This window comes from Cetobacterium somerae, from assembly GCF_022430525.1.
Taxonomy (GTDB): Bacteria; Fusobacteriota; Fusobacteriia; order Fusobacteriales; family Fusobacteriaceae; genus Cetobacterium_A.
The window spans coordinates 347,009-361,612 of record NZ_CP092519.1 but is presented as its reverse complement, the minus strand read 5'-3'; the positions used below and the strand labels follow the sequence as shown (position 1 = coordinate 361,612).

Here is a 14,604-nt window from a genome sequence, read left to right as displayed (position 1 = left end):
AATAACCTCCCTCTTTAGAATTTACCTATAATGTTAATAAACCAACCTTTAGCATTATAGTCTAAGTCACTTAAATCATCATCGAATTTAGTAAAGTTATATCCTACTCCAACTTTCAAATTCTGTTGAACTTCTTTATAAACTCCTAAAATTGCACCATGTTCATATGAATTATCCTCTATATCTCTTAATAGATGATATTCTCCAAAAGCATACCAACTTTTAATAACCTCATAATTTAATCTAACTGCATATAAATCCAGTTTCGAATTAAACCAATCACCCTCTCCTCTACCTGCACGAAGTTCTTCTGTACGGAATGCATATTTCCCACCAATATCAAGCCTTTGAGTTAATTCATATATTCCTTCTAAAGATAAGATATGAGCTTTAGTATCATTTGTTGCATTGAATTGATTATTAACCCCAATATTTTGTACATATTCATACTTTCCTATAAGATTTAATCTATCATTCCAAATAGGTCTATATCCTAATCCCAATCCTGTTTCAATTGATCTGTCATCTTTTTCTATTTTTGCATCTCTATATAAATAGTTAAATTCTCCAAATAAAGTATATTCATCACTTAATATTAACTTTCCTCTATTTATCGTAGCCCATCTATCAGCTGACATTCCTGCACCTCTATCTTTTCCAAATTCAAGTTTATTTTTTATCATAAAATCTCTCTTATAATATCTACTATAAAGACTTACAGACGTTCTTGATAAATTTCCATCATAAGTTTCTAAATCACCATCTTGAATTAATGCTCCAATTGTCATATCTTCAGAATATGTATAATCTACTCCATAAGATTGTAGAACACCTTTCCCAACATTGTCTTTTAAAAATTGATTTTCATGATACATAGATGTCTTTTCATCATACAAGAATTTCTGTCCAATTGTGAATGTATGTTCTTGGCCATAATTTGATCCAAAGTCATCATTATCATCTAATGCATATCCCATATAAAGACTATGCTCTGGAGTAAAGTCATATGTTCCTAATATTTCAACACCATTACCTTTGTTTCCTGTACTACCTTCTGCATTTAATTTAAATTTATCTGTTACTCTTAAATCTGTCCCTAAAGTATAAATATTATTTGCTCCATAATTTTCATCCCAGATTGCAGTTTGAACTATTCCATATATTGTTCTGTTAGGCTGAAACTCATAATCCGCTCTAACTCCTGCTAATACTGCTTCTTCCTTAAGATTATCTAAGTCTTCTACCCCATTTTCTTTATTTTTTAAATATTCAATTTCAGCGGATAACTTTAATTTTTCTGTGTATTGATATCCTATAGTTGTATTTATTCTATCTTCTTCTAGTGATATTGGGTATCCTGTATACAAATCTGAATCGTTTTCTTTAAACTTATTTGCTCCAAATCCAATATCCCATTTATCTGTCAATTGAAACTTACTTGTAAATCCATAATCATCGTGTTCGCTACTATTTGAGAAGCCCGCTGTTGAAAATCCTTTATCTTTTCTGTTATACCAAAAAGTTCCACTATCTCTATCATCAAATTTTCTACTAAAATCTTTAAAAGCTATTTCTCCTGATACAGAGTATGCATCTCCTGATATATTGTTAAAATATTTCATAGGATTACTTATAATCTCTTCATATTTATCTCTATCTAAAAACGAATCATAACCACCATTAAAAGAAAAATTATTCACTAAAGCTTGAGTTCCTTTCGAATGAGCATATTCAAATCTCATAAATGTATTATCTGTTTTTCTTAAAGTTACATCTACACCTTGTAATTCATAGTCTTGTAACTCATCTCCCCTAGATTCTGATACTAATGTTCCTCCAATTGCAACATTATCTGTTATCCACGATTTCCCTCTAACTCCGTAAGTTGTTTTTGCAAAGTCTGTATCTCCAGAATAAAATTCATAATCTACAACTAAATTTACATTATCTCCGTAATAAGGTTCATCCTTTATTACTCCTCCTTCTGTTGTAGCAATTATCGATGGTAAAGGATTCTTTAAAATAACTCTACCTTGAAGTTCATTTACATCATAATCTCTTCCATCTTGTAAAACTATCTCTCTTAAAATTCTACCTGTCCTTCCATCAGTTACTTGAACCTTCACTTTAGCACTACCCGTAACTATATCTTGAAAACTTAAAAAATAAACACTTCCTCCTGTTCCTCTAAATTCATCTCTTGTAAAAAGTGTCTCTGGTTCACTTACAAAAATATTTGCTTGAGTCCTTGTATCTCCAAATTTGGTGGATTGATTACTGTTATATAAACCTTGAAGACCATACAAACTTCTATCATAGTCTGCATAATAATTACCTGTAAATCCAGTATTAAAGCTTCCCCATAAAATACTAGACTTTTGTTTTTCTAATTTCACATAAAACTTACCTGCAGTATCAGTATCTTTATAATACGTTGACTCGTCTCCTAAATTAAATTCAATATCATCTCTTTCTAATTTTTCGAATAAATCTCTTGGTCTTCTTTTAGAGAATCCTTTAAATAAATATTTAGTCTCTTGTTCCCAAGTGTCCGCTTGAGCTGTTAATCTATAATCTTCCCATACTTTCTTATAATAAAAAGCTAATCTACCAGAAGAAAATACGTTTTCATCATATTTATAGTTATCTTGAAGAATTGCATCACTACCAGAGACATAATTTTTACCTACAAATAAATCAGCTATTCCTACTGCAAAACTATAACTTGATGGAAGATATATATCCATTCCATAGTTATATTCATTTCCCTCTATATCTGTCATTAAGACAGGCAAATTTAAATCTCCTATCATGTCAGTATAATATTCATATGCAAAATCTCCCTTATAATCTAAATTTACCGGCTGACTATTTATAGATAACTTCTGAACTCCTTGCAAGTCTTTTCCATAAACTCTTACTTTAGAGCCTTTAAGTTGAATATTTCTTGTAACTACTCCATCGTCTCCATAAATACTATTTGCTATATCTACACTTTTATTTGAATTAATAGGAGATACAAACTCTAATGGATAAATATCTGTTTGATCAAAACGACCATCTTTATCATAAACTTTTAAAGTATAAAAATACTTATCTCCCTCTTTTATTTTCTCTTTAGAATATTCAAAAACTATGGGTTTATTTAAAATAATTTCTGTTCCTTCTAATTTTGTTATTGGATCAAGTTTATGAATATCTTCTTCATCATAAACCAATATCTCCCATTTTTTTATAATCTCTTGATAATTTGTATACATAAAAAACTCGACTCTCTCAGAGTCTATATTTTGTTTTTTATTTGCTTTTATTGAAAGCTTGGGTTCTCTTGGAATTGGATCGACTATGGAATAAATATATCCCCCGTTATTTTTTAAAATTATTTTACCTGGTGTGATTAAATTTTGTTCTTCGTATGGTTTATCTAAATCAACTTGAACATCAGTATTTGTGGAAATTTCTTTTAAAATAATTTGGTTATCCACCTTTTCTTCTGTGTAAACACTCCGTACTACAATAAGAAAAGCTGATAAAAATAATATCTTTTTTAAGTATCTTTTATCTCTCATTAACTTCACCCCTCTTTAATTTTTTTATTTAAATGTTTCTTCAACCGTTTTCTTTTCGTTCCTTTTTATTAAAAAAAGTTTTATAAAAAAATAAAAAAAGTACTAATAGAACATTTCCACTTATTCTATAGTACTATTTTTTTATTATTATTCTATTTTAAATGAATTAAAATTTGTATAGTTTTTTCATATTTTCCCTCTGATGCTTTTAGAATACTTGGACCATGGATTGTCCCCGTTAAAGGAAGTATTCTTTTTGTAGTTTCTTTTCCTAATTCTTCTCCTAAAAATAAATCTTTAACTAATAAAGTTTTATTATCATCTAAGTATAGATAATTTTCAAAAATTTCAGCTCCTATATTTAACTTTCCTTGAGAAATATCCAAAGAATATTCAGCAATTACATTCGTATTATAATGTAGATCTATATTTGTTGTAACTGTTTTATCTTGGGGGCTTCCAAATTTATATAACTTTCCAAAATCTAAAACTCCAGATGATGCTATAAAGAACTCAGGACATTTTACATTAAACTTATATTGATTAGTCAATGTATCTTCTGTTTTATATTCTAATACAAACTCGTCTTCTACATTATAATTCCAATAGATAGGTTTAATTTTCAAATCTCCATTAGCTTCCCTTTTTGCTTTAATTTTAGTTCCTTTACCTAAAGTAATTGTTGTATAATTATTTTCCAAGATCTCTGTACTTCGTATATACGCCTTTTGTCCAACTTTTAGTTCAACAGGATAATCACCATTTAAAAGCTTTAAATCTAGAACCTCTGTTTGATACTTTATTCCATCTTTAGTTATTAAAATAGGTTCACTATTTAATTGACCATCTATTGGATTATATCTTGAACTAATAGTTAAGTCCACCTCACCTTGCTTTATTGAAGTCGAACCTTCTAATCCAGAATTAATTCTAAGATTTGTTGTTCTTCTAATATCTCCAGAAGGATCTATATGCTGTAAAACTAAATCATAATATTGTATTCCATTTCTATTTGTCACCCAAACATGCACTTCATTTCCTGATTTATAATCTATATTTAAAGTTATACTTTTAGCATTTTTTTCTATAATCTCTTTTATAGTTATCGATCCATCAAGTGAAGTAGTATATTCCTTTATTTCACCTCCTGGTAAAGTTAATTTGATTTTATGTTGATAATTTAATCCTTCTATTACTCTATTATCATTAGTAGGATTTATTATTACTTTCCCAGCTGAATAAAATGGAGGTTCTGTACTTTTAAAAATAATTTTTTCTTGTTCATCTTTTAAAGGATATGTTGGTAAAAGATTAATCTCTAAATTTTTATTTAATTTTTCTTTATCTACGAATATACTTGGAAGTAACTCCTCTATATATCTACTCGTAATATTTGTATCTGTAGGTAATGATAATGTATTTCCATTGGTTGAAACTCCACTTCCTCCAATATCTCTTCCATGAATATATGCTATTTTAGCATTTTCTCCTATCGGCTTTATTTCTATAATATCTCCTTTTATATTTTTTAATTCATTTTTTATGACTTTTAATTGTTCTATCGGAATATTTAAAGTTAAACCTGTTGTTATTCTTTCACTCATAGTATCTCTGTACTCAGCATATGATACTGCTGTTAAAATTTTATCATCAGAATTTTTCTCTATATATAATTTTATTGGCCTATTATAGTTTAAATTATCTTGAGTTGCTTTTGTTTTTGATTTAGTTAATTCTGGAAAAACTTCTATCTTTTTCACTGGATTACTTCCAACTATTTCATATTGAACTTTTAACTCTGTTCTATTCGTTCTAGAATTACTTCTATCTCTTTTTGCTATTCCATCAACTCCAAATTTCCATACAGTATAATTACCAATAGCTATTGCTGGAACTGAATTTCCTTGTCCACTATTAATTTGCCTTAAAGTCATTTGTCCATCTAAATCAAATTTAGTTTTATTAGTAGCAATTACACTATCTATATCTTTAACTTTTAAATTTGTAACTGTTGATATATAAGTCATACTTGATAAATTTCCACTTTGAGCATTACTTAAAGTTATGATTAGATTATTTAAAAGGACCTCATTTTTTTTCCCACCACTAATTTTTATTAATTCTAGGGGAGTCATTAACGAAAATGTTTTTCCTATCAAATTTTCTATATTATCTATAGATTCTTGAGATAATACAAATCTTAAGTTAGCGCTCTCATTGGGATTTGATATATCTTTATTTCCATTATCATACTTTAAATTACCTTTTAAAAATACATTATCTGAAGTTGTTGATAAAGTTATTTCCTTTGATAAAGCCTCTATTTTTATTCCTTTTGTATCTTCTACTGTTTTTGTTATGTCCTTTTGATAATTTTCCAATTTAAGACTTCCTAACTCTATAAAATCTTGTCTTGCATCAACTGTTACCTTTAAAGTTTTATTTACATCTATTTTATTTATAAGAGTAGAGTTTGTAACATCTAAATATTTTTTAGGTAAAAACTCTTCTATATTCATTTTATAGGTATCTTTTGCAATTATTCTTCCCACATTATTATAATGTACTAAAGTTATAACTTCTTCCAATACTTCCATAAAATTCCATTCTAAAACTCCAACAGCTAATGATGTATTTTTACCTTTCATAAAAACATATTTATTATTTTTTGTTTTTATTGTATGAACTCCTTTTATTTCTCCATTTTCTGTCGTCATAAACTCCGCTTCTGGAGTTATCCCCTCTCCTATATCTGTTCCTGAATATATTTTTATTTTATGATATTCTGGAATATTTGCAACTCCATGCCAAGAAGATGTCAATCCTTCAACAATTAAAGAACTAGGATGATTATATTCTGGCAAATTATTTGGTTCTATAGTTCCATTTTTTATATCAAATGTTCCTGATATATCTCTATTTGATTTAGGTACTGGATTTTTAAAATTCAATGTAGCTGTATTACTCTCTATCATATTTTCATCTTTAATTACATAGATTTTTGGAAAATCTATAATTCCATAAGTTAAAATATTACTATTATTTACTCTATACTTAATTTGATTTGACTCAGTACTTTCTTGTAGACCTCTTATAGCTAATATTTTATGAAAATTTTTAGAATCTAAGTATGGTATTTCTACTTTAGTTTGTCCTTGTTCAAATTTTTCTTTTGCATACTTTAATATAGCTTCCATTTGACTTGTTGGAATATTTTCAAAAATCATTTCAAAATCTACTTGGACTTCATTATTTAAAGGTGAAATATTTAAAGAATTTAAAGGTGTGTACGCTCCAACAGCTGTATTTCTATTTGTCATATCTCCACGATCATAAACTAAAAATTTTTCTGCTTTTTGAAATGGTGTTTCTCTTATATTTATAGGAACTTTTATATTACTTCCATTTGATGAAGTAATAGCTAAACTTGCAAAAGGTTTATGGTTAATTGGATTTAAAGGAGTTTGTGTTTCTAGACTCCAAATATTTTGCATTTCTCCTAAAACTTGATTAATTCCAATTATTGGAAATTTTTTCTTATCATCTACTAATTGAGTTATTTTTACCCAATTATCTGGATATTCAATTTTTGTTTTATTTGGATCTCCATTTGGATCTGGAATAATAATTATATCTTTCATATTCCATGTTACTTCAAACTCCTTATTTATATTTTTACTTCTTATATTCAAAATATCTTTATTTTTTAATACTCTTATTCCACCAACTTCTATATACTGTTCTATTCTATATTTATAACTATTAGAATTATTTAAGTTCTTAACTATAACAGACATACCATTTTTTCCCACTGTTAAATCAAAATCATTCATTATTAGAGATTCTTCTATTCCTCCTACTTTCTCTTCTCTTGGGATATAATCAGTCCCATCTAAATTCAATCTTATTATTTTCACTTTTATCTCATAATCATTTGCAGGAGACGTATTTAAACCTGTTATAAACCCACTAGGAAAGTTATCTCTTATTAATTCTACTGGTATCCCTGGTGTAATTTGTCCTTGAGAGTCTATGTCTACTTTTTTTACAAAATAGTGGTCATATCCCTCTTTATAATTTAACGTAGCTTCTCTATCAATAACGTTTTCTTGAATAGATTTTATATTTAATTTATCTTTTAACTCCAATTCGTTATTATTATAATGTTCAATTATGTATTCAAATATTTTTTGATTTTCTACTGTTTTCATTTGTAAACTAAAGAACCCCTGATTACTAAAAAATAGTTTCACCTCTCCTAAGTCTATCTCTTTTTCAATACCACTAACTTCTTTTATTAATTCTCCATTTTTATTTTTTATTTTTACAGTACTACCCCCAGTTAATCCTGATATAAATTCTCCATCTATATCAACTTTTATATATTCATTGGTACTTGTATTTACATTTGGGTTTCCCCATGTATCAAAATTAATTTTTTCAAATCCTTGTTTATCTAACATTAATCTATCATATCCCTTTAAATAAGTTATTGTTGCTAATCTTTCTTTAGTAAAATTTTCTTTAATAACTATATCTAAATTGTAGTTTAATCTTTCTAATCCACTTGGTTCATAATGTTTTATGTTTAATTTATAAATTCCTGCCATAGGTTTATTTAATATTTTTATCTTAGGATATCTGCCTTCATATTTAATTTCTAAATTTAAAGTGTTCAATCCATTAAAAATATTTATTGTATTTATCACTGAGTTTCCTGTAGCGTCAATATCTATTTTATTACCATTATTTAAAGTATATGTCCCATTAAAATGTAAAGACTTCAAACTTCTAGTTCCAGGTATCGGACAAACTACTCCTACTTCTGGATTTATACCATTAGCATTAAAGACTATATAATTATTTGTATTAAGAGTCTTATTGATTTCTAATTGCGAGTTTTCAGTTATTTGTGGCTTTACTATTTTTATATTTGGATATTTTACACTTTTTTTAAATACTTTAGGTTGATTAGCTAAATAATAGTATAAATATTTACCCCAAGTATAACTATAGGTATATTGTCCGCCTGCAAAAGTTAGTTGTTCTCCCACTGGTTTTGAAGATGAAAGTGTAAGTTCCGTTGAATTGACACTTCTAAAATTACTAAGAATAGTTTTTAGTTCATCCAAATTTATTTCTGCAACAAGATTTCCACCTATTTTCTCTTTAGTATTAAGCTTATGACTACCCATTGCTGTTATCTCTTTTTTTCCTACTTGTGTCGACCTCTCTAATAAAGTGCCACCATTTGGATTTATATCTGTAAAATATAAATTTGCATTTAAAATATTGTTATTTCCATCTTTAAAACTATCTATAATAGAAATGGTTCTTTTTTCGTTAGGATTATAAGTTTCAGCTCTCCATCCATCTCTATTTATTTCTAATTCAGGACCTAATCCTATTACAGGAAATGCTTGATCGTATAGAACTGTTTGACTAGTTTGTTCTAAACTCACATTGCCAAAAGTATAAATATCTTGTGTAATATTTTCAACATCTTGTATTATAATATCACTCAACGAATTTGTAATTGTCATCAATTGTTCAAGATAACCTTCAGTTAGATTTAGGGTGTGCTCTTTTATTTGACCAGTTGTATTTGTATAAAGGATTTTAAGTTTGTAAGTTTTTTTATTCGTTGGTAATTTACTTATATAAAATTGTATATAATCCCCATTACATGAAATTCTCATAAATATTTGCATTTCTCCAATTGATATATATCTATCGCTATAATTTGCTCCCAAACTTTCAGGTATTTGAACAGGTGTATTATTCTCTATACCTACTAAAATATTATGATTATGTTTAATTGATGTACATCCATAATTAAATCCTGTTATATTTCCAGATGTAAAGTTCTCTTTAGTTAATTCTACTCCATTACCATTTATACTTCCATTGCTATTAAGTGTTATCCATTCTCTATGATATCCATTCAAATATGTAACTGTTGCTTCTTTTCTTTCAATAACTTGCTTTTCTACATTGCGAGCTTTTTCAATATCCACCCCGTATACTTTTATAAGCTTTCCACTTCCGTTTTCCTGAACTGATATATAAAATTTCTCTGGTTCATTTTCATATGGTATTTTCAAAACTTTTTTTCCTTGATATTCAACTACTTCATAACTCATAACTTGTGAATTACTTTTATTTTTGATTTTACTTCTTCCATTTACTTCACTATCACCTTGAACACTTTCGCTCACTATTAAATTATATTTTTTTTCTAAATCTTCAGTATCTTTAACTCCTTTAAGAGCTTGCTCTCTTTTTTTAGAAAAGTCTACGTATATATTTTTATTTTTCCTATCTATATATACATCTTCTAAAGGTTCACTTTTTATCTTTGTAACTTCTATATTTAACTCAGCTGGCTTTGTCCTTCTAGGAAGTGCCTCTATTTTTTCTAGCTCTGGTGCTATTCTATCTGGAAGATCAGGTGTGTTTCCACTTTCAACAATTGAAGAGAATAAAAAAGAAAAAAATATTATAAAAAAGAGCTTGTGAAAACTCTTTAACTTTTTACTCATAGCTCTCCCCCTTTGTTTTCATTTGGTATTTCATCTGGAAATATAGGTAATATCTGTGGTCTATTTTCCCCTTCAGGATTTGGTATTGGTTCTACTGGTTTTGTATTTGCATTTACCAATGAGTACACTCCCATAACTATTGGTAATTGCCCAACATACTCTCCCTCTATAACCTCAATACTTTCACCTTTATCAAGTTCACGTCTATCTAAAATAGCATAAAACTTAACTAACTCCCTCTCATTTTCAAGTATTATCTCATTTTGTTTTCGATCCATTCCAACTCTTTCAACTTTTACCCACTTTTTTCTATTCGTCATATTAACAAAATTCGGAAATTTAAAAGTTATTCTCTTTCCTAAATCTTTTTCTTTATCAGTTGTATAGATTTCCACATGAGATACTGCTACAACTTGGTTAGGTCCAACCTCTGTGTGATTTATATCTCGAAATCTAAGTGGCTCAACTATTTTTACTTTTATCTCACTAAAACTCATTGAAAAGATAGTCATAAAGACTATCAAAACTATATTTTTTCTCATGACTATCTCCTCTCATTTAATTCAACAGTTATATAAACTTTTTTCTTATGTACACCCTCACGAGATATATTTTTACCATCTATAAATAGATAGTTATCAGTAACTAGCTTTTTGTTAATATATTTTGGTGCATATATAAACGTGTCTAAAGTACCATCTCCATCTATGTCTATCTCAGTTTCACTATAATTTAAAACATAGAAATTTTGCTTATCAGGTTCTTTATTCATCTCTAGTTCAAATGGTATTGTAACTTGCTCATCATCTATAATAAGTGCCTTTATATCAACATCTGTTATAATTTCTAAAGGTACAACTGCTTTAACTTTTGTATCTAAATGTATTGTATATGAATCTTCTAACTTCCATTTTACCTCTTCTCCAGTTCCATCTATTGTAGACTCTTCACTAGGTAAAGCTGGAATAAGAGGAATCGCTGGCAAAAGATTTGGCTGGTTTTCATAATCCTCTGGTAAAAGAGGCAAGGTAGTTGGTATATGAACCAACTCACTTGCCAATATATTACAACTTAGAAGGACTAGTATTAGAACTAATAACTTTTTCATACTTTCCTCCTTCACTTAAGAATATCTGCTTAAGTGTTAATCTTTCTTTATCTAAGTGGATAATAAACCTGTTCTCTCTATCATCATAGTACCCCAACACTACATTCTCAGCGATCTTTCTGGCTTTATTATCCACACCTATATATTCAATTTGTAACATATATTTTCTAGCATATAACCCACTAACTTCAAATGTTCCATCACTTTCTGGATTTAAATACTCTATTAACTTGCCTTTTTCATCTAAAACTTTAATAAGTATATTTTCAAATAAAGCCTCTTTTTCTTTATCTTTCAAATTTAAATTTTTATCTACTTGAATCTCTCCAACTATAGTAACCATTGGTTTTATAGGAATATGTGCCGTAACTGTTCCAACTTGTTGTCCTAGTATTTTTATCTTTGTATCTCCAATTGTATATGATGGTTTTCTAATTGTTGGTTTCATATCATAAACTATTTTATTAGGAACTCCAAAGAACATAGCTTCTCCATTTTCATCAGTATCTATCTCTTGGTCTCCAATTTTTACAGCTACATAGTCTACTCTTTCCTCATCAGCGTCCATAATTCCGTTATCATTTTTATCTAGGAAAGTTATAACTTTAACTCTAGTGCTATCAATGCTTTCCAGTGGCTTTCTAATATTTTTCAAATCCACAACTCTATTTATACCAGCAGAGTATCTTTGAGCACCACTTTCATCAAAGTTAACTTCACTTCTAAACCAGTTATCATAATCTAAAGTGAATCTAAATGTAAATTTTTCTTTGTATGAATCTGAATAGCCAAACTCTAGGGAGTAATCAAATATACTAAAGATATTTTTATTTGTTAATCTTAAAGTTGTTTCTAAATCCTTTCCATCCTCTAACCAGTAGTTTGTAAGTTGTACGTTATACTTTTTAAATCCATTGTAATACATATTAACTTCATAACTATCCTCTTGATTTAAGGACTTATTGTAATCTAGAGAAAGTAGAAAATCTTTCCAACCTTTACTAATATTTAAACCAACACTTTCATCATTGTTATCATCTTGGTCTATATTATATTTTGTTTTACTCCACTCATAGTTAATTTGAAAAATTCCTGTTGGATTATATGTTATAGAGTAACTTTCATCTGATTTTTCATCAAAATATTTTCCATATTGTGCTCTATCAATTATAAATCTAAAATCTTTTATATCAATTTGGAATGTTCCATCATACGAATATCTATCTTTGTTACTAACTCCCTCTTCATTAACTACACTTGTATTTAGTGCTCGCTCTGTTCCAAGAACTAAAGTGTATGGGAATCTATAAATATAGTTACTGTATACAACCTCTCCTCTAATATGCTCTAAATACTCAATTCGTCCATCACCAACATCCTCAGGTTCATGTACATATCCTAATCCTAAAGTTAGATTTTGAGTGATACCGTGATATAGATTAGCATTTATTGAGTATCTATCATATTGATCCACTTCACGGAAAGAGATATCATACTCTGTCTCTCCTTTGTTTTGTTGAAAATAGTTTGCAGCAGTATCTATATCTATTGTATATATTCTTCCATCTGGTTGATAAACTCTTAAAGTGTAACGTCTATTCTCTTGAATCTCTGAATTGTCAAACTCTATAGTTCCATCTACAGCGTCTTTAACTTCAATGGGAAATCCCAAGTATAACAGCTCTACTCTACTTCCAATAGGAACAGTTTCACGAATTACATAGTTTTTACCTTTAATGTAATACCCACGCTCTTTTTTAAAGCTTGCTGCCCACTCCCTAGCTCCTCCGCTACCATTATTTTCTAATTTTAAAGAGTGATTTTTATAGATATCAGGATAGTATAAACTTGTATTTCCAAGTTCACTATTTCTCACATCATAAGCTGCTGTAAACTCTCCATAAAAAAGTGGTCCTTGGTATTCTAAATTTCCTGTCCAATCAGTTTCTAATTTTCTATCTTCAGAATCCTTTCCAGCTTTATTTAAAACTCCTTGGAAATCAAAACGCATATATCCCACATCAAATAGAGTACGCTCACTTGTAAACATAAGTTCTCCAGCGTTTTCTGCATCAATTAATCCATCTTTAACATTAGCTAAATATGCTTCTATCTCTGCTGTAGTTTCAAAGCTAAGTCTCATTGAAACACTTGAGTTTTCTTGATCTAAGTATAACTCTCTTAAAAATAGTTCTTTAAACTTTTCACTCTCTACAAAGAAATCACTTTGCTCTACTATAACATAGGAATCACTTGGCTTTAGTGTAATCTCTCTAACCTCTGTTCCTAAAGTTGCTTTTAAAATTTCACTTTGGATTGTATAGTCTTTAAAGCCTATTGTATTAAATAGATTTATAACAGGAAGGTATATTTTATTATCTTGAACTATAACTGGGTATACATCACTAACTTTTGCTCCATTAACTTTTAAATTAAAAAAGTTTTCTCTTTCTTGAACACCCTTTAACTCATTTAAAAGGATTTGATACTCCTCTTCTGTTATCATATTTAAACCTTTTAATTCATTTAGCTCCTCTAAAGTGAACTCTGCTGAATGAGTTAATAGTGAGAAGCATAGAAATGCTAGTAGATATATTACTGATTTTAACTTCAAGAATAACACCTCCTTTAACTATTTAATCTCTCTCTCATACAAGACTTTTTTACTTAATGAATCTTTAATAATTAAAATATTGTATTTAGAAAAATTTTTTATTAAATCTTTATCATGTTTTGTTAATTTTTGATTTAGTTTTGAAGCTTTAATTTTCTCATTTTTTAGAAGTCTTAAATTCCCAACATAAATAGGGTTTTTCCCTTTGTTTTCAGCTAAGTAAAAATCTAATGTACCTCTTCTTTCACCAACATTGGCTATTAATCCATGGAAATTAAGGTTATTATCATTTAAAGTAACTGAAAAATCTTTTAAAAATATTTTGGGAATTAAATCTCCTATATATCCTGCTAAATCCATTTTTAAGTGTGTTAAAATTTGAACTGAAGATGTATCTGTTGAATTAAGTTTTGGTAATGCTATCTCTTTAACTCCAACAGTTACTAAATACTCACCCCTTGGAGCGCCTTTTGGAGCTTTTACAAAGACTTTAAATTTTCCACTACGCCCTGGTTTTAAAGTAATTGTTGTAGGGAATATCTCAATCCAATTTTTCATAGATTTTTCTATATTTTCATCTGTTAAATAAAGTTGATACTTTAATGTATTTTGAGTTGGGTTATACAAAGTGTATTCCTGTACTTCTCCCTTACCATCAATCTTTCTATCAAAGGTAACAGGATTTATATTTACATATCCAAAGATATTAAAAGTTAAAAGGAAAAAAAGAATAAAAATGTTTTTCATAAAACCGCCCCCGTATTTTATTTA

Annotated in this window: 6 protein-coding genes; all 6 read right to left on the bottom strand. The window is 28.3% G+C overall.

Annotated elements, in window-relative coordinates; translation table 11 throughout:
* Positions 1 to 14: 14 nt before the first annotated feature.
* Positions 15 to 3,569: a hypothetical protein gene (locus MKD34_RS01540; protein ID WP_240219428.1), complete on the bottom strand. Its 3,555-nt coding sequence runs from the start codon at positions 3,567 to 3,569 to the stop codon at positions 15 to 17.
* 152 nt (positions 3,570 to 3,721) lie between these two features.
* A complete protein-coding gene (locus MKD34_RS01535) occupies positions 3,722 to 10,111 on the bottom strand; it encodes a hypothetical protein (protein ID WP_240219427.1) in 6,390 nt (2,129 codons plus the stop codon).
* Positions 10,108 to 10,653 (bottom strand): hypothetical protein, encoded by a 546-nt coding sequence (locus tag MKD34_RS01530; RefSeq protein ID WP_240219426.1) that lies wholly within the window; start codon positions 10,651 to 10,653, stop codon positions 10,108 to 10,110. The genes MKD34_RS01535 and MKD34_RS01530 overlap by 4 nt, the downstream gene beginning before the upstream one ends.
* Before the next feature lie 2 nt (positions 10,654 to 10,655).
* Positions 10,656 to 11,219, bottom strand: coding sequence for a hypothetical protein (locus MKD34_RS01525; RefSeq protein ID WP_240219425.1), 564 nt, complete (start codon positions 11,217 to 11,219; stop codon positions 10,656 to 10,658).
* Positions 11,176 to 13,833 (bottom strand): TonB-dependent receptor, encoded by a 2,658-nt coding sequence (locus MKD34_RS01520; RefSeq protein WP_240219424.1) that lies wholly within the window; start codon positions 13,831 to 13,833, stop codon positions 11,176 to 11,178. Before MKD34_RS01520 ends, MKD34_RS01525 begins: the two co-directional genes overlap by 44 nt.
* 18 nt (positions 13,834 to 13,851) lie before the next feature.
* Entirely contained in the window at positions 13,852 to 14,580 is a 729-nt protein-coding gene (locus MKD34_RS01515) for a COG1470 family protein (protein ID WP_240219423.1), read from the bottom strand.
* Positions 14,581 to 14,604 lie beyond the last annotated feature (24 nt).